A 17,111-nucleotide genomic window follows, 5' to 3' on the forward strand; every position below is an offset into this window, starting at 1 on the left:
GATATGAAAACTGTTCTGCAACATACCTTGCCCCGTCGTCAACAGGGGGCCGCCGCTATTGAATTCTCTGCGGTGTTCGTTATTTTCTTTGCGGTGTTCTACGGCATGGTGAGTTATAGCCTGCCGTTGCTCATGGTCCAGTCATTCAATGCCGCCGCCAGTGAAGCGGTGCGCAGAAGTGTGGCCCTCAGTCCAACAGTTACCGGCTATAACGATTTGTTAAAGAGTCATGCTCAGAGTGTGGTCATGAACCAGTTGTCGTGGATACCCCCTGCGCTGGGATTCAATATCAACCATACCAGCGTGACCTATAGCGCAGGCATTCTGACCGTGACCATCCAGTACCCCAAGACCCGACTGGCTCAAGTACTGCCCTTGTTGACTCTTCCAGGCATTGGCGAGGTTCCACGCTTGCCGAACAACCTGACTGCACAAGCGAGTCTGCAACTTGTCCCTTGAAAAGAATCGTTTGAGCCGTTGGCTGGGCCGTGGTGAAGCAACGCAGGTGCCGCAGCCCTTGCCTGTATCGAGCGAGCCCGGTCCGATCGGTGCGGATCTCTATCTGCTGCTGGATGACGAAGGCCGTATACAAAGCATCAGCCCGCACTTGCTCGCCCGGCTGGACGTCGCTGCGCCACTGCCGGCGGCTCAGCGTTTGATGAGTCTGCTGCTACCCAACAGTGCACTGGTCATCGAAGGGGTGCCGCGTGACTGGCTGGGGCACATGCTCGACCTGGACTTCAAAGGGGACGATGCACACACCTTGCACGCCAGAGGCTGGGTGCAGGCGCATGGCAAGGGCTGGCTCTTGCAATTGCTGGATATCAGCGACCTGATGGAGGAGGCCAGTGCCGCGCGGAGCCGCCAGCAGTGCTTGCGGTTTGCCGGGCAGATGGCTGAGCGTGTGCGAGCGTGCAACGTCGAACGCCTGACTACGGTGGTGAGCGAGCAACTGGAGGAGCTCGCGCAGCTGTGGCGCATCCCCTGTGTGGCGCTGGTGTTACCGGAGGCCGGCGGTGTCGGCTGGCGTGTTTATTGTCAGTACAGCGCGCATACGGCGCCCGAGTTGTGGCAGGTCGGGCAGCGGCTGGGCACTGCGCTGGATCGATTCAATGTCGACGCTACACAGCAACTGAGGTTTGGCGGCACTGTCGATGAGGGAGCGCTGCAAAGTGCTTTCGGTAACGCTGACGGTTTTCTGATCCCCCACAGCCGCGATAACGTTGCCAAGGCCTGGTTGATGTTCGGATTTTATAACGCGCAGCAGCAGGCTCCGGACCTTGGCGAGCGCGAGTGGCTCAACCTGTGCTCGGCCTTGGCCGGGCCGGTTCTTTTTCGAATGTCCGAGCAACATAACCGTCACCATGTCGAACGCCTGGCGGTGCTTCAGGACCTGCTGGGCACCGGTTGGTGGGAATTGCTGCCGGATCGTGACGAGGTTCTGCTGGCACCGCAGCTGGCTCGCAGTCTGCGTCTGGGCGACCGGGTCGAGAGCCTGTCGCGTCAGGACTGGCTGGCACTGATTCATCCCGCCGATCGACAGGAGCTGTCCAGTCGTCTCGCGCAGTTGCGCGACAAAGGCACGTCGCTGTTGCTCTGTGTACGTCTGGCACAAAATGACCCCACTCAGGAAACCCTCTGGTTTCGTATCCAGGGGCAGGCGTTGATCAGGGGCCAGGTTCAGCGTGTGCTGGGGTTCATGCTGGACGTCAGCGATATCAAGAATCAGGAAACCGAGGCCGCCGCCGCGCATGCCCGGCTGGATAACCTGATTGCCAGCTCGCCCGCCGTGATTTACGTGCAGCGTTACGATCACGGCAACCTGGAGCCAACCTTTTTCAGTGACAGCCTGACGCCTTTGCTGGGCTGGACGCTGGCCGATTGCGTCGATGGGCAACTGGCGGGATACATCCATCCCGAAGACCACGACATCTGGTTCGAGCGTAACCGGCAACTGCTGCGTGAAGGCTTCGTCAGCCGCCGTTTCAGGTTGCGCAACAGGAACGGCCAATACCACTGGCTGCTGGACGAGGCGCGACTGCTGCGTGACGACCTCGGCATGCCGGTGGAGGCGGTGGGGCTGTGGCTGGACGTGACCGAGGCCACCCTGGCCGCAGAGCATATACGGCGCAGCGAGGAGCGTTACCGCATTCTGGTCGAGGATTCGCCGGCGATGATCTGCCGCTACACGCCGGACCTGGTGTTGAGTTTCGGCAACCGGCCGCTGGCCAACTATATGGAGTGCACACCCGAGCAATTGACCGGAATCAACCTCGGAGACTGGCTGTCGGACGAGCAGCGCGAGGCGTTCATCAAGCGTATCGGCCAACTGACTCCGGAAGCACCGGTGAGTACCGAAGAAATCTGTATCGAGCTGCCGGGACGCGAGTATGCCTGGTGGATATGGGCCGACCGAGGGGTATTCGATGAGCACGGCACGTTGGTCGAAGTGCAGGCGGTGGGGCGTGACAACACCGATGTACGCCGCTCGCGCATGCAGTTGAATCAGAGCGCGAAGATGGCAACGCTTGGCGAGATGTCCACCGGTCTGGCCCATGAGATCAACCAGCCGCTCAACGTCATGCGCATGGCCGTGGTCAACGTTCTCAAGCGTCTGGGCCGGGGTGATGTGGACATTGAATACCTCACTGAAAAGCTCAATCGCATTGACACTCAGGTGCAGCGCGCTGCCCGTGTGGTCGATCACATGCGGGTATTCGGTCGCCGCTCTGAAGTAGAAGAGCAGTTGTTCGATCCGGCTCAGGCGGTCGAAGGCACCATCTCGATGCTGGCTGAAGGCATGAAAGGCAAGGGCGTGCAGCTTCGGGTCGGCGGGATGATCGACGCGGTGCGGGTTCGCGGCCATGTCGATCAGCTTGAGCAGGTGCTGATCAACCTGATGGTCAACGCCCGTGATGCCTTGTTGTCGCGCCGGGAAAAGGACCGGGATTTCGAGCCGTGGATCAGTGTCGAGGCCGAGCGCGATGAAAATATTATCCGCCTGGCGGTCCAGGACAACGGCGGGGGCATCGATCCGCGGTTGCTGGAACGCATTTTCGAGCCGTTTTTCACCACTAAACCGGTAGGTGTCGGCACTGGCCTGGGCTTGTCCGTCAGTTACGGCATTGTCGACCAGATGGGCGGCCAGCTCAGCGTCGCCAACGTCGGTGAGGGCGCTCGATTCCAGATCGAGCTGCCGATCTTCAACGCCGATCAGACCGGTAGCTAAATCACCAGCGTCGCCTGACCCAGATTGCAGCTCAGGTTGGTGCCGACGTCGGTGGCCCCCATGCCCACACCCAGTGATTCGAACAGCGGGTCGACGACCGACGTGAGCAAGCGTGTCAGGGTGTCGTCGACAATCGCATCCAGCGCCAGGGTCAGGCTGTTCAGTGTGGCGGCCGCACCGGTGATGACGTTGCCCAGCACATTGCTGGTCGCCGGTTTATATACATTCACTTTGACGCTTGAAGCCGTGCCGTTGAGCAAGGTGCTCGGTTTGGTGTGCGCAACGCGTGTCAGGTAAAACGGGGCGCTGCTGATCTCCGGCAGGTTGGGCGAGCTGAACGTCGTGCTGGTCACCGTCGAGCTGCCCAGTGCCGACTGGCTGACGTTGTCGAAGGTCAGGCCGATACCGCCACCCCCGAAAGGCTTGCGCGCGGTGCAGTTACCCAGCAGCCCGGCGACCTTCTGGCAGGTCATGGTGCCGATATCGATGACTGGCACCGGCAGGGCGGTGATGGCCGCCGGATCAGTGCTGGCGGGGAAGGCAGATGGACTCTCGATCGAGCCAATCTTGGCGCTAAGCAGCGCTGCGTCGGTCTTGACGCTGAGGGTTTTGCTGGCGTTGCTGGTGCAGGTAAAACCGCTGACGTAGCTGTCGGCGCTGGCCAGTGACAGGCTCATGTCGATTCTCGGGCCTGCGCTTGACGAGCTGTCGGTCAGAAATTTGAAGTCAGTCACCATGCAACTGGTGAGTCCCAGCACACAGGTGGCCGAGGTCCCCAGCCCGGCGAGGTTCAGGCTCAGTGCACTGTTGAGGATCGGCGTGAGGCTGCCAATCACCGAACCCGCGGTATTGACCAGCGAGGTCATCGTGCCGAGCACCGGCAGGTTGATCGACACCAGTGCGCGCATTTGTGCCGTGCGCACGTAAATCCGATTTGCACCGTTTCGCGGGTCGAGCGGGTCGATCTTGCTCGGGTCGCCGATTGCCGACAGCTGAGGCGGCTCGATGACCTGAATGCGTGTGGTGACCTGCGCGAGCCCGGCGATATTGACCTGGGTCGCGGTCAGAACGCCGCTCTTTTTGTTGGCCAGTTGCGCGAGGCCCTGGACCAGGTCCATCAGCCGCAGGTTGGTATTCAGTGCGGCGAGGTCCGCGCCGCTTTGCACGGACAGTAGATCACCCAGCAGCACTGTGGTCGCTCCGGAGGCCAGCTTCAAGGCTTGCAGGCCCTGAATGGCGGCGGCACCGCCCAGTGTTGCGTTGGGGCTGATGACATTGATTGCGCTCTGCAGCAACTGACTGACCGAAACCGAGGTGTTGAGTACATCGTTGTAACCAACCGCCGTGAGGCTGAGGTCGGTTTTCAGCCTGTTCAGGTAGCTCAGCAGGCTCAGGTTGGTGTCTGCGATGCCTTGCCAGTTGGCAACACTCAGGTTCAACGTACCCCCCAGCAGGCTGCCGACCACCGGGTTGAGGAGGGCGGCACCGGTGCTGTCCACAGTGACTCCCGCACTGCGAATGGTCAGCGCCGCCAGCGGCGCGGCACTGGCGGCAACGGCGGTGGCGCTGATCGTCACATTGGGTGGGGAAGGCGTCTTTTCGAACAGTGCGCCAATGCCGGCTGCAATGCTGCGCGGCACCGGATGAGCCGCGACCACCTGGATAGCCAGCGCCTGCGTCGAGTCGGCGACAAATACGCGAGGCCCTGCGACGTCCACGGTGAGTGTTCCGCAGCGAGTCACCAGGGTGCGGCCATCGGTATTCGGGACGAAGCCGTTGCGCGTGGCGCTCTGATTAGCGAAATCGGGCGCCGAGGCGGCTGTGCCGCTGCACGTGCCTCTACGGCCCGCCGCTTCCAGTGCGGCAATGTCCGCAACCCGCTGCAACGAGCGCTTTTCCAGATACAGCCTGCCGCTGTCGATAACGGTCAGCGTGCACAGCAATGCCAGGCCCATGGTCAGCGCCGCCATCAGGCCGATCGCGCCGCGTTGCCGGGAGGGCATCGCCGTATAACCATCCAGTGGAGACATCAACACTCCTTCGATCACGCCATCGCACACTCATTTGTCCCTGAAGAGTGTAGTCAACGCCTCGAAAGAGCACTGGCAAGGTGCCAGATTTAAGAAGTGTCGCACCCGTCCTGTGCGGGCGCGATCAGGTCTGTCGATCAATACTGGTAACGCAGCACGCCATGCGACAGGGCACGAACGGCGAAGATACCCAGCAAGGCGGTCATGGCGGGCACGACGAGCCACCAGACGCGCACCGACATGGCCGGCAAGGGGGCCTTGCGTTGAATGAACGCCAGGCTGGCGGCGCAAACGCAAAACGCCAGAAGCATGCCGGCGAGAATATCGGTAGGCCAGTGAACGCCCAGGTAAACCCTCGACAGCGCGATTGCCAGAGCCGGAATACCAGCGACCAGCATCCAGGTCAGGCGCAGCCGTACGGGTTGGCCACGTCCGGCCAGCACTCCCAGGGTCATGAACAGCGCAAAGGCTGCCGAGCTATGACCGCTGGGCATGCTGTACGTCGTCAGCGGCTCTAACAGCACTTCCGGGCGAGCGCGGGCGAAAAATGTTTTCAGGATGCCGTTGGCGATTGCGGTGCCCAGTGTGGCGGTCAGAGCAAAGGCTGCGTGGCGCCATTGCCTGGCAACCGCCAGCACGATGATCAGCAGGCTGGCGGCCAGCAACTGCGCCCTGAAATCGCCGATGCTGGTGACGAACACCACGATGTGCTGCGTGGCTTCGCTGCGGTGTTCCTGGATGAGCGTCATCAGGCCGTTGTCGAAGTCGGCCAACAACGGGAAGCCGAAGAACAGCGCTGCGACCAGCATCAGGCTGAGCGCGGAAATCAGTCGGGTTGCGTAGCGTTTCTGGCGAATACTGCTCTGGATGCTCAGCCCGAACAGGACGGCCAGGCCGCCGCCAACCACGGCCGCCTCGGGCCAGAAGCCTTCCGGCAGTGGCAGGCGAATCGCTGCGCCTGCCGCCCAGCCCGGCATCAGGTAGGCAATCGACCAGCCTGCCGCCGCCAGCACGCTGACTGCCACGAAGCGCGGCAACGGCATGTCGCACATGCCGGCGATCATCGGCAGCATCGGACGCAACGGGCCGATGAAGCGTCCCACCAGCAAACTGGCAATGCCGTAACGGTGGAAGTATTTTTCCGCACCTTCCATCCACTCCGGGTGCGTGCGCAAGCCGGGCAATTGACGAATATTCTGATGAAAGCGCCGGCCTACGAAGTACGACACCGCGTCACCCAGCAGCCCGCCGAGAAAACCCAGCAACAGCACTTCGCTCAACGGCAGTATGCCGCTGCCCGCCAGGGCGGCGATGGCAAACATGATGACCGTGCCCGGCACGACGATCCCGACGATCGCGACGCATTCAATGAAGGCCACCAAAAAGATCGCGACAGCCACCCAGGAAGGATTTGCGGTCAGCCAGCCAGTCATTCCATTGAGCAGATCGCCCATCGGTCAGTTTCCTTGATCGAGAAATAAGTAGTCGCGGCCTTCGACCTGACCGCGTCTGAGAGGGTTCCGTGTGCAGAAACGGGCGTAACCGGCATCCACGAAGCGATACATCAAGTGCTCATCGCGCCCGGCAGGAATGCCCAGTCGGGTGGTCTGGATAATGCGTTCGGGTGTCTGACCGATGTCCTCGACCAGCAATTTTTCAGGGTCAAAGCGCTTGGCGTCCCACACCGGGACTTTCAAGCCGAGCGCCTTGCACAACAGCGTCTGGCCAGCGCAAAGCCGTTGCGCCGGGCGCATCGCGCCGCTGGCGTCGGGGTTGTTCAGTTGCATCTGCGCCAGCGCGTTTTCGTCGCTGGTTGCGTCGGTCCAGGGAAACGCCGATTTGATCAGCACGGCATTGCCCGGCCCCTCGGCGCTGAAATTCAAAGAATCGCCGCCGCGTGCGTAATACATATAGATGTGCCCACCGTCGAGAAACAGCGCCTTGCGTTTCTCGGTATAGCCCAGCGAGGCATGGCTGCCCTTTTCGGCGCAGTAGTACGCTTCGGTTTCGATGATCCGCGCGGCCAGCCACAGGTCGCCTACCTTGTGGCGAATGACCTTGCCCAGCAGAGCGCGCGCCAGCACCTGGGCATCGCGATGAAAGAAGTGGTCGGGGAGAGCTGTGGGCATAGTCGGGCGGGTACATTGAGAAAGAGCCCGATAATAACAAGCGCAACTTTAATTGCAGCTGAATGTGTCTGGATTAGGCGCTTTGTTGTTTCTGAACGTGACCGAATCATGACAAGCCGTTATGCCCATGCAGGGTGCCAGCCTGCGCATGGCCGCCGGCAACGCCTGCCACGGTGACGAAAAATCTGCGCACTGATATCGACCATCCGCCTGTCTGCGCTGTCGTTCGGGCGGCACGACAGCTATAATCAGCCGCTTTCCTCTTTGCCAAGACCTCTGAGACCAATGACTGAGTCCGTTCTTGACTACATGACCCGCCTGGGTCGCGCCGCCCGCGAAGCTTCGCGAGTGATCGGCCGTGCCAGCACTGCGCAGAAGAATCGCGCCCTGCAGGCCACTGCTGCCGCTCTGGACGAAGCTCGCGCCGAGCTGTCTGCCGCCAATGCGCTGGACCTGGCCAATGGTCAGGCGAACGGCCTTGAGCCGGCCATGCTCGAGCGTCTGGCCCTGACCCCCGCACGTATCGACGGCATGATCGTCGGGTTGCGTCAGGTAGCAGCGTTGGCAGACCCGGTCGGTGCGATCCGCGACATGAGCTATCGGCCGTCAGGTATTCAGGTCGGCAAGATGCGCGTGCCGCTGGGTGTTGTCGGAATCATCTACGAGTCACGTCCGAACGTGACCATCGATGCTGCAAGTCTGTGCCTGAAGTCCGGAAACGCAACCATCCTGCGCGGTGGTTCCGAAGCCATTCATTCCAATCGTGCCATCGCGGCCTGCATCGAGCGTGGCCTGGCCGAGGCCGGGCTGCCCGCTGCTGTCGTGCAGGTGGTTGAAACCACCGACCGCGCAGCCGTTGGCGCGCTGATCACCATGCCTGAGTACGTCGATGTCATCGTTCCGCGTGGCGGCAAGGGGTTGATCGAGCGCGTCAGTCGCGACGCACGGGTGCCGGTCATCAAGCATCTGGACGGCATCTGCCATGTGTACGTCAGTGCCCACGCCGATCTGGCCAAGGCGCAGAAGATCGCCTTCAACGCCAAGACCTACCGTTACGGGATCTGCGGCGCGATGGAAACCCTGCTGGTCGATCAGACCATTGCAGCCGACTTTTTGCCGTCGATGGCCGCGCAGTTTCGCGAGAAGGGCGTCGAGTTGCGCGGTTGCGAGCGTACCCGTGAGCTGATCGACGTGATCCCGGCCACCGAGGACGACTGGCACACCGAGTACCTGGACGCGATTCTGTCTATTCGCGTCGTGTCCGGGCTGGATGAAGCCATCGAGCACATCAACCATTACGGCTCGCATCACAGCGATGCCATCGTTTCGGACCACCAGAGTCAGGTGCGCCGGTTCATGGCCGAGGTCGATTCCAGTTCGGTCATGGTCAATGCGCCGACCTGCTTCGCTGACGGGTTCGAATACGGCCTGGGTGCCGAGATCGGCATTTCTACTGATAAGCTGCACGCCCGCGGTCCTGTCGGTCTTGAAGGGCTGACCTGCGAGAAATACATCGTGATCGGTGACGGCCAATTGCGCGGACAAGCCTGACTTGAATAGCCCCATGACCGCGCTGCCCAGACGTATCGGCATGCTTGGGGGCACGTTCGACCCGGTTCATATCGGTCATTTGCGCGGTGCGCTCGAAGTGGCCGAACTGCTGGAACTCGATGAGTTGCGCCTGACGCCCAGCGCCAGGCCTCCGCATCGTGACATGCCGAGCGTCACCGCCGAGGATCGTCTGGCGATGGTTCAGAGTGCCGTTGCGGGTGTGTCGCCCCTGACGGTGGATGACCGTGAACTGAAACGTGACAAACCGTCGTACACCCTCGACACACTGGAATCGATGCGCGCCGAACTGGCGCCTCGCGACCAGTTGTTCCTGTTGCTGGGTTGGGATGCCTTTTGCGGGCTGCCGACCTGGCACAGATGGGAAGAACTGCTGGAGCACTGCCATATCGTGGTGCTGCAACGCCCGGATGCGGACAGCGAGTCGCCGGATGCCATGCGCAATCTGCTGGCGGCCCGCGCAGTCAGCGATCCCAAGGCCCTGAAAGGGCCGGGTGGACAGATTACATTCGTCTGGCAGACGCCTTTATCGGTGTCTGCCACCCAGATCCGTCAACTGCTGGCCAGCGGTAAGTCGGTACGTTTTCTGGTGCCAGACGCGGTACTGGCCTATATCGATGCACGCGGACTTTACCGCGCGCCGAACACTGATGGGTCGTCCTGAAACTGCTTTGATCGACAAGCGTCTGGACGGTCCCACACATACGAGCTGAATGAGTTTTATATGACAAAGCAAAAAATGAGCAGTGAAGACGTCATCAATGTTGCGATTGCAGCCCTTGAAGAGGTCAAGGGTGCCGACATCCTGACCATCGACGTGCGCGACAAGACCAGCATCGCTGACTACATGCTGATCTGCACCGGTACCTCCAACCGTCAGTTGAACGCACTGGTCGATAACGTCCGTGACAAGGTCAAGGCTGCCGGCCTGAAGTCCCTGAGCGAAGAAGGCAAGGGCGACAGCGACTGGGTTCTGCTGGACCTGGGTGATGTGATTGTCCATGTGATGACCGCTGCGGCACGCCAGTTCTATGACCTTGAGCGCTTGTGGCAAGGTGCCGAACAAAGCCGTGCTGCCAGCGCTGCGCACCACACACCGGGCAACGAATAAGGCTTTGATGTGCGTCTGCGTCTGATCGCTGTGGGTTCGCGCATGCCCAAGTGGGTGGAAGAAGGTTGGCACGAATACGCCAAGCGGATGCCCTCCGAGCTTGCGCTTGAACTGGTGGAAATCCCGCTCAATACCCGAGGCAAAAACGCCGACGTCGCGCGCTTTATCCGTCAGGAAGGCGAGGCGATGCTGGCGAAAGTGCAGCCGGGCGAGCGGATTGTCACGCTGGAAGTGCAGGGCAAACCGTGGAGCACCGAACAACTGGCGGTCGAACTCGATCGCTGGCGTCTAGATGCGCGTACGGTCAACCTGATGGTCGGCGGCCCCGAGGGGCTGGCGCCTGAAGTCTGTGCCCGCAGTGAACAACGCTGGTCTCTGTCGCCGCTGACCCTGCCGCACCCGTTGGTGCGCATCCTGATCGGCGAGCAGATGTATCGCGCCTGGACGGTCCTGTCCGGGCACCCTTATCACAAGTAGCACCGTCTTTACTGTGAATACGGCCTAAATGTCTCAACCGATCCGCCTCAAAGACCACGAAAAGGACGCACGCCTGGTGCGCGGCAGGGTCGTGTTCGGAGCAGTGGCGGTCGTGTTGCTGGTGTGCGTGCTGATTGCCCGGTTGTATTACCTGCAGGTCATCCAGTACGAGTATCACTCCACGCTTTCGGAAAACAACCGCGTTCACGTTCAGCCGATTCCGCCCAGCCGTGGGCTGATCTACGACCGCAACGGCGTTGTGGTCGCCGATAACCGGCCCAGTTTCAGTCTCAGCATGACCCGTGAACGCGCAGGCGAGTGGTCCAGCGTGCTCGACACCATTGTCGAGATCCTGCAGCTCACCCCCGACGACCGCATCATCTTCGAAAAGCGCATGAAACAGGGGCGTCGGCCATTCGAGCCGGTGCCCATCCTGTTCGAGCTGAGCGAAGAGCAGATCGCCCTGATCGCCGTCAACCAGTTCCGCCTGCCGGGCGTCGAAGTGGTTGCGCAACTGGTCAGGCACTACCCGCAAGGTCCGCACTTTGCCCACTCGGTCGGCTACATGGGGCGCATCAACGAAAAAGAGCTCAAGAGCCTCGACCCGATCAATTACAGCGGCACGCACCATATCGGCAAGACCGGTATCGAGCGTTTTTACGAGCCCGAGCTGCATGGTCAGGTTGGCTACGAAGAGGTCGAGACCAACGCCCGTGGTCGCGTGCTGCGTGTGCTCAAGCGCACCGACCCGATTCCGGGCAAGGACATCGTCCTGAGCCTGGACATCAAGCTTCAGGAAGCCGCCGAAGCCGCACTGGGCGGGCGTCGTGGCGCGGTTGTCGCGCTTGACCCGGCCACCGGTGAAGTGCTGGCGATGGTCAGTGCGCCGAGCTTCGATCCGAACCTGTTTGTCACCGGCATCAGCTTCAAGGCCTATGCCGAGCTGCGCGATTCCATCGATCGGCCGCTGTTCAACCGCATCCTGCGAGGGCTGTACCCGCCGGGCTCGACCATCAAGCCTGCGGTGGCGATTGCCGGGCTGGATACCGGTGCAGTGACGCCTGGCTCACGGGTGTTCGATCCGGGCTATTACCAGCTGCCCAATTACGATCACAAGTACCGCAACTGGAACCGCACCGGCGATGGCTGGGTCGATCTGGATACGGCGATCATGCGTTCAAATGACACGTACTTCTACGATCTGGCGCACAAGGTGGGCATTGATCGACTGGCGACCTATATGAACAAGTTTGGTATCGGGCAGAAGGTCTCGCTGGACATGTTCGAAGAATCTCCCGGGCTGATGCCTTCCCGCGAGTGGAAGCGCGCCACGCGCCGGCAGGCCTGGTTCCCCGGCGAGACGCTGATCCTCGGCATTGGTCAGGGCTACATGCAGGCAACGCCGTTGCAACTGGCCCAGGCGACCGCGCTGGTGGCCAACAAGGGGGTGTGGAACCGTCCTCACCTGGCCAGAACCATCGAAGGCAAGGCACCTGTGGATGAAAACCCGATGCCGGACATCGTGCTGCGCGACCCGGCCAACTGGGGACGCGTCAATCACGGCATGCAGGAGGTGATGCACGGCGCGCGCGGTACGGCGCGCAAGGCCGCCATCGGTGCGCAGTACCGGATTGCCGGCAAGAGTGGTACGGCCCAGGTGGTGGCCATCAAGCAGGGCGAGAAATACGACCGCACCAAGGTGCAGGAACGTCACCGCGACCACGCCTTGTTTGTCGGCTTCGCCCCGGCCGACAATCCGAAAATCGTTGTTGCAGTGATGGTCGAGAACGGTGAGTCCGGTTCCGGCGTTGCTGCCCCCGTCGTACGTCAGGTCCTGGACGCCTGGCTGCTCGACGAAAACGGCCATCTCAAACCCGAGTACGCCGGTTCCCTGAATCTGGAGGCTGCGGCCCGTGAAGAGTAATTTCGACCGCATCCTGTCCAGTGAAGACGTGATGCGTCGCCGCGCCACGTTTCTGCAGCGCATTCATATCGACGGCCCACTGCTGATACTGCTGCTGACGCTGGCTGCGGGCAGCCTGTTCGTGCTGTATTCGGCCAGCGGCAAGAACTGGGATCTGCTGATCAAACAGGCCAGTTCGTTCGGCATCGGTCTGGTGGCGATGGTGGTGATCGCCCAGCTGGAGCCGCGCTTCATGGCGCGCTGGGTGCCGGTGCTGTATGTCATCGGCGTCCTGCTGCTGGTCGTGGTGGATGTCATGGGCCACAACGCCATGGGCGCGACGCGCTGGATCAACATTCCCGGGGTGATCCGCTTCCAGCCTTCGGAGTTTCTCAAGATCATCATGCCGGCGACCATCGCCTGGTACCTGTCCAAGCGCACGCTGCCGCCGCATTTGAAGCACGTGGCGGTCAGTCTCGCCCTGATCGGTGTGCCGTTCATTCTGATTGTGCGCCAGCCAGACCTGGGAACGTCTCTGCTGATTCTGGCGTCGGGTGCCTTCGTGCTGTTCATGGCCGGCTTGCGCTGGCGCTGGATCATCAGTGTACTGGCGGCGGCCGTACCGGCGGCGGTGGCCATGTGGTTCTTCTTCATGCACGACTACCAGAAGCAGCGCGTACTGACGTTTCTGGACCCGGAAAGCGATCCGCTGGGGACCGGCTGGAACATCATTCAGTCAAAGGCTGCGATTGGTTCGGGCGGCGTGTTCGGCAAAGGCTGGTTGCTCGGCACGCAGTCGCACCTCGACTTTTTGCCGGAAAGCCATACCGACTTCATCATTGCAGTGTTGGGTGAAGAGTTCGGCCTGGTGGGCATCTGTGCGTTGCTGATCATTTATATGCTGCTGATCGGTCGCGGGCTTGTGATCACCGCACAGGCGCAGACATTATTCGGCAAACTGCTGGCCGGCGCGTTGACCATGACATTTTTTGTTTACGTTTTCGTCAACATCGGTATGGTCAGTGGCCTGCTGCCAGTGGTGGGGGTGCCTTTGCCCTTCATTAGCTACGGCGGAACTTCGCTCGTGACCCTACTGTCAGCGTTTGGAGTTTTGATGTCGATCCATACACATCGTAAATGGATCGCTCAAGTTTGATTAAGGTGAACTATTCAATGCAAGTAATGCGTAACTGGGCTCGATATGCTCCGGTGGTCGGTCTGGTGGGCATCCTTGGATCGGTGCAAGAGGCACTGGCGGGCGACTACGACGGTTCGCCCCAGGTGGCGGAATTCGTCGGTGAGCTGACTCGCGATCATGGTTTTGCCGGTGAGCAGTTGATGAGCCTGTTCCGCGAGGTCGAGCGCAAGCAGGCCATCCTCGATGCGATTTCCCGCCCGGCCGAACGGGTCAAACAGTGGAAAGAGTATCGGCCGATGTTCATCACCGATACGCGCATCGCACGCGGTGTCGACTTCTGGCGTCAGCATGAGGCAGCCTTGGCGCGCGCCGAGCAGGAATACGGCGTGCCGGCGCAGATCATCGTGTCGATCATTGGTGTAGAAACCTTTTTCGGCCGCAATACCGGTAATTACCGGGTGATCGACGCCTTGTCGACGCTTGGCTTCGATTACCCGCCACGCGCCCAGTTCTTCCGCAAGGAATTGCGCGAGTTTCTGCTGCTGGCTCGCGAGCAACAGGTCGACCCTCTGACGCTCAAGGGTTCGTACGCCGGGGCAATGGGGCTGCCGCAGTTCATGCCGAGCAGCTTCCGCGCCTACGCGGTGGATTTCGACGGTGACGGTCATATCAACATCTGGACCGACCCGGACGATGCCATCGGCAGTGTCGCCAGCTATTTCAAGCGTCATGGCTGGGTGGCCGGTCAGCCGGTGGTCAGTCGTGCCACGGCGCGTGGCGACCGGGTTGACGAGGGGTTGAGCCCTGCGCTTGATCCGGTAATGTCGGTCGGGGAGTTGCGACAGCTGGGCTGGGCGAGTCATGATGCGCTGCGCGACGATATGCCGGTGACGGCGTTTCGTCTGGAAGGCGACAATGGTCCTGAATACTGGCTGGGTTTGAACAATTTTTATGCAATCACTCGTTATAACCGCAGTGTGATGTACGCCATGGCCGTATATCAGCTGTCTGAATCGTTGGTTCAAGCTCGAGGCGTCAAGTAATGCGGGCATCGCCGATTCTTCAATCATTCAAGCTTCTGGCGTTGACTGGCCTGGCAGTGCTGGTCGCCAGTTGCTCGTCGCCATCGCGCACGACAACCTCACCGTCGCCCAAGGGCGGCGCCGTGGTGCGCTCGATGCCGGGGCTGGACATCAACCGTGCCCACAAGGACGGGGCGCCGTGGTGGGACGTGGATGTCTCGCGTATCCCTGATGCAACGCCAACCCTGCACACCGGCGCCTACAAGGCCAACCCGTATACCGTGCTGGGCAAGACCTACTTTCCGATGAGCGATGCCAAGCGTTACGTCGCTTCTGGCACAGCCTCCTGGTATGGCACCAAGTTTCATGGTCAGAACACCGCCAACGGCGAGGTGTATGACCTGTACGGCATGAGTGCCGCGCACAAGACCCTGCCGCTGCCCAGCTACGTCAAAGTGACCAACCTGGACAACAATCGCACGGTGATCCTGCGCGTCAACGATCGCGGGCCGTTCTATTCCGACCGCATCATCGACCTGTCCTACGCGGCCGCTAAAAAGCTCGGCTATGCCGAAACCGGCACTGCACGGGTCAAGGTCGAAGGTATCGACCCGCAGGAATGGTGGGCGCAACGAGGCCGTCCGGCGCCGCTGTTGCTCAATCAGCCGCAGGTCGTTGCTCAGGCGACGCCGCCTGCGCTGTCCACTTCGACCGGCACCGTCGAGCAGTACACACCACCCCCTCAGCAGCACGCTGCACCCGTCGTGCCTATGCAGGTTGACGCAAAAAAAAACGCTTCAGGACAAGCCGCTGGGCTATTTCTCCAGGTGGGAGCCTTCGCCAACCCGGACGCTGCGGAACTCCTGAGGTCGAAATTGAGCGGGATGGTTCGAGCGCCGGTGTTCGTCAGCTCGATAGCGCGCAATCAGCAAACGCTCTATCGAGTGCGGATGGGACCGATCGACACGCAGGGTGAAGCCCAGCAGCTGCAAAACAGCGTCAGGTCGGCCAATCTGGGCCAGCCGAGCGTAGTGACATCGGATCAGTAAGTTTTTCGACAACCGTTCTCCGGCAATAATGGGGGACGGTATGCAGTCGCAGGCGGCGCAGATTTGCTTTCAGGGCAAGCGTTGCAGGTAACTGCCCACAAGGTCGTGTGTCGAACAGGCGACTTTGTCAGCCAGGGTTACAGCCTGGCGCCACGAGCCGTACCGAGGCGTTTCGCTTCGCCGGTCTGTTCAGTTTTGCCCGCAAGGGCATGTTTGCCCATTAGGATTCTCGAGAGACGGATGAACATCACCACCTTTGCAAAACGTTTGTGCCTGCTTGTTCCACTGATCATCACCCCGACTGTGTGGGCGGCAGAGCAGATGACGCCTGCTGCACCACAACTGGCGGCCAAGGCCTACGTGCTGATGGATGCCACCAGCGGCAACGTCCTGGTCGAGAACAACGGTGATCAGCGTCTGGCTCCTGCGAGTCTGACCAAGCTGATGACCGCCTACATCGCGACCCTGGAAATCCGTCGCGGCCAGATTGGCGAAAACGATCCGGTGACGATCAGTGAAAACGCCTGGCGCACGGGCGGTTCGCGGATGTTCATCAAGGTCGGCAGCCAGGTCACGGTCAGCGATCTGCTGCACGGCATCATCATTCAGTCGGGCAACGACGCCAGCGTCGCGATCTCCGAGCATATTGCCGGCAGCGAAGATGCCTTTGCCGACATGATGAACAAGACTGCTGCCGATCTGGGCATGACCAACAGCCACTTCATGAACCCGACCGGTCTGCCGAACCCTGAGCACTACTCGTCGGCTCACGACATGGCGATCCTGGCACGCGCGATCATTCACGAAGACCCGGCTCACTATGCGATCTACTCGCAGAAAGAGTTCTTCTGGAACGGCATCAAGCAGCCTAACCGCAACCTGCTGCTGTGGCGCGACAAGACCGTTGACGGTCTGAAAACCGGTCATACCGATGAAGCTGGCTACTGCATGGTGTCGTCGGCAGTACGTGACGGCATGCGTCTGATCGCCGTGGTGTTCGGCACCAACAGCGAACAGGCTCGTGCAGCTGAAACCCAGAAGCTGCTGACCTACGGCTTCCGTTTCTTCGAAACCCAGAACTTCTACCAGAAGGGCACCGAGCTGGCCCAGGCCACTGTCTGGAAAGGCACCGAGCGTCAGGTCAAGGCCGGTCTGGCTGAAGATCTGAGCATGACCATGCCAAAAGGTGACATGAAGAAGCTGTCTGCCAGCATGACCATGAACCCGCAACTGGTTGCGCCAATCGCCAAGGGCGACGTGATCGGCAAGGTCGAGGTCAAGAAAGACGATCAGGTGGTTCACACCGCCAATCTGATTGCGCTCGATGGGGTTGAGGAGGGTGGTATTTTCCGCCGCGTGTGGGATAGCATCCGCCTGTTCTTCTACGGCTTGTTCAACTGATCCAGTAACCAATGCCGACCTTCTCGCGGCCTGCTCATGATCTGAGCGGGCCG

Annotated in this window: 14 protein-coding genes; 11 read left to right on the forward strand and 3 right to left on the reverse strand. The window is 60.9% G+C overall.

Features of this window, described 5'->3' with window-relative positions:
* Nucleotides 1-3 precede the first annotated feature (3 nt).
* Together JOE29_RS03125 and JOE29_RS03130 are read left to right on the forward strand one after the other, a co-directional pair.
* Nucleotides 4-459 carry a TadE/TadG family type IV pilus assembly protein gene (locus JOE29_RS03125; protein WP_210078785.1) on the forward strand — a complete coding sequence of 152 codons (456 nt, stop codon included), beginning with the start codon at nt 4-6 and terminating at the stop codon, nt 457-459.
* Nucleotides 449-3,229: a PAS domain-containing sensor histidine kinase gene (locus tag JOE29_RS03130; RefSeq protein ID WP_210078786.1), complete on the forward strand. Its 2,781-nt coding sequence runs from the start codon at nt 449-451 to the stop codon at nt 3,227-3,229. Before JOE29_RS03125 ends, JOE29_RS03130 begins: the two co-directional genes overlap by 11 nt.
* On the opposite strand, the gene JOE29_RS03135 is transcribed toward JOE29_RS03130, so the two are convergent.
* The 3 genes from JOE29_RS03135 to JOE29_RS03145 form a co-directional block, all read right to left on the reverse strand.
* The gene (locus JOE29_RS03135; protein ID WP_210078787.1) at nt 3,226-5,259 is read right to left on the reverse strand and encodes a TadG family pilus assembly protein; all 2,034 of its coding nucleotides are present in this window, start codon (nt 5,257-5,259) and stop codon (nt 3,226-3,228) included. The two genes, JOE29_RS03130 and JOE29_RS03135, sit on opposite strands and share 4 nt — an antisense overlap.
* Nucleotides 5,260-5,396: 137 nt before the next feature.
* Complete coding sequence (locus tag JOE29_RS03140) at nt 5,397-6,713, reverse strand: bifunctional DedA family/phosphatase PAP2 family protein (RefSeq protein WP_004416017.1); 1,317 nt, start codon at nt 6,711-6,713, stop codon at nt 5,397-5,399.
* A 3-nt stretch (nt 6,714-6,716) separates the two neighbouring features.
* Nucleotides 6,717-7,388 (reverse strand): DNA-3-methyladenine glycosylase, encoded by a 672-nt coding sequence (locus JOE29_RS03145; protein ID WP_024650513.1) that lies wholly within the window; start codon nt 7,386-7,388, stop codon nt 6,717-6,719.
* Nucleotides 7,389-7,673: 285 nt separating this feature from the next.
* Between JOE29_RS03145 and JOE29_RS03150 the strand changes: the two genes are divergently transcribed.
* The 9 genes from JOE29_RS03150 (at nt 7,674) to JOE29_RS03190 (ending at nt 17,058) form a co-directional block, all read left to right on the forward strand.
* On the forward strand, nt 7,674-8,939 hold the full coding sequence (locus JOE29_RS03150; protein ID WP_003421073.1) for a glutamate-5-semialdehyde dehydrogenase: 1,266 nt from the start codon (nt 7,674-7,676) through the stop codon (nt 8,937-8,939).
* A 22-nt stretch (nt 8,940-8,961) separates the two neighbouring features.
* Nucleotides 8,962-9,621: a nicotinate-nucleotide adenylyltransferase gene (nadD, locus tag JOE29_RS03155; protein ID WP_161420682.1), complete on the forward strand. Its 660-nt coding sequence runs from the start codon at nt 8,962-8,964 to the stop codon at nt 9,619-9,621.
* Nucleotides 9,622-9,681: 60 nt separating this feature from the next.
* The gene (rsfS, locus tag JOE29_RS03160; RefSeq protein ID WP_003340916.1) at nt 9,682-10,068 is read left to right on the forward strand and encodes a ribosome silencing factor; all 387 of its coding nucleotides are present in this window, start codon (nt 9,682-9,684) and stop codon (nt 10,066-10,068) included.
* 9 nt (nt 10,069-10,077) lie between these two features.
* Nucleotides 10,078-10,545 carry a 23S rRNA (pseudouridine(1915)-N(3))-methyltransferase RlmH gene (gene rlmH, locus JOE29_RS03165; protein ID WP_003313894.1) on the forward strand — a complete coding sequence of 156 codons (468 nt, stop codon included), beginning with the start codon at nt 10,078-10,080 and terminating at the stop codon, nt 10,543-10,545.
* A 28-nt stretch (nt 10,546-10,573) separates the two neighbouring features.
* The gene (gene mrdA / locus JOE29_RS03170) at nt 10,574-12,469 is read left to right on the forward strand and encodes a penicillin-binding protein 2 (RefSeq protein WP_003399770.1); all 1,896 of its coding nucleotides are present in this window, start codon (nt 10,574-10,576) and stop codon (nt 12,467-12,469) included.
* Between the two features lie 31 nt (nt 12,470-12,500).
* On the forward strand, nt 12,501-13,604 hold the full coding sequence (gene rodA / locus JOE29_RS03175; protein ID WP_003313892.1) for a rod shape-determining protein RodA: 1,104 nt from the start codon (nt 12,501-12,503) through the stop codon (nt 13,602-13,604).
* A 17-nt stretch (nt 13,605-13,621) separates the two neighbouring features.
* A complete protein-coding gene (gene mltB / locus JOE29_RS03180; protein ID WP_003313890.1) occupies nt 13,622-14,629 on the forward strand; it encodes a lytic murein transglycosylase B in 1,008 nt (335 codons plus the stop codon).
* Nucleotides 14,629-15,657, forward strand: coding sequence for a septal ring lytic transglycosylase RlpA family protein (locus JOE29_RS03185; protein WP_003391978.1), 1,029 nt, complete (start codon nt 14,629-14,631; stop codon nt 15,655-15,657). The genes mltB and JOE29_RS03185 overlap by 1 nt, the downstream gene beginning before the upstream one ends.
* A gap of 240 nt (nt 15,658-15,897) precedes the next feature.
* Nucleotides 15,898-17,058 carry a D-alanyl-D-alanine carboxypeptidase family protein gene (locus JOE29_RS03190; RefSeq protein WP_003313886.1) on the forward strand — a complete coding sequence of 387 codons (1,161 nt, stop codon included), beginning with the start codon at nt 15,898-15,900 and terminating at the stop codon, nt 17,056-17,058.
* Nucleotides 17,059-17,111: the final 53 nt, after the last annotated feature.

The sequence above is a fragment of the Pseudomonas sp. PvP009 genome (genome assembly GCF_017832995.1).
GTDB lineage: Bacteria > Pseudomonadota > Gammaproteobacteria > Pseudomonadales > Pseudomonadaceae > Aquipseudomonas > Aquipseudomonas syringae.

Bases quoted from the DNA above. Each gene is read 5' to 3' on its own strand.
- JOE29_RS03145 (WP_024650513.1), bottom strand. From the start codon at position 7,388: ATGCCCACAGCTCTCCCCGACCACTTCTTTCATCGCGATGCCCAGGTG.
- JOE29_RS03140 (WP_004416017.1), bottom strand. From the start codon at position 6,713: ATGGGCGATCTGCTCAATGGAATGACTGGCTGGCTGACCGCAAATCCT.
- JOE29_RS03185 (WP_003391978.1), top strand. From the start codon at position 14,629: ATGCGGGCATCGCCGATTCTTCAATCATTCAAGCTTCTGGCGTTGACT.
- JOE29_RS03150 (WP_003421073.1), top strand. From the start codon at position 7,674: ATGACTGAGTCCGTTCTTGACTACATGACCCGCCTGGGTCGCGCCGCC.
- JOE29_RS03135 (WP_210078787.1), bottom strand. From the start codon at position 5,259: ATGTCTCCACTGGATGGTTATACGGCGATGCCCTCCCGGCAACGCGGC.
- JOE29_RS03190 (WP_003313886.1), top strand. From the start codon at position 15,898: ATGAACATCACCACCTTTGCAAAACGTTTGTGCCTGCTTGTTCCACTG.
- rodA (WP_003313892.1), top strand. From the start codon at position 12,501: ATGCGTCGCCGCGCCACGTTTCTGCAGCGCATTCATATCGACGGCCCA.
- mltB (WP_003313890.1), top strand. From the start codon at position 13,622: ATGCAAGTAATGCGTAACTGGGCTCGATATGCTCCGGTGGTCGGTCTG.
- JOE29_RS03125 (WP_210078785.1), top strand. From the start codon at position 4: ATGAAAACTGTTCTGCAACATACCTTGCCCCGTCGTCAACAGGGGGCC.
- rsfS (WP_003340916.1), top strand. From the start codon at position 9,682: ATGACAAAGCAAAAAATGAGCAGTGAAGACGTCATCAATGTTGCGATT.
- mrdA (WP_003399770.1), top strand. From the start codon at position 10,574: ATGTCTCAACCGATCCGCCTCAAAGACCACGAAAAGGACGCACGCCTG.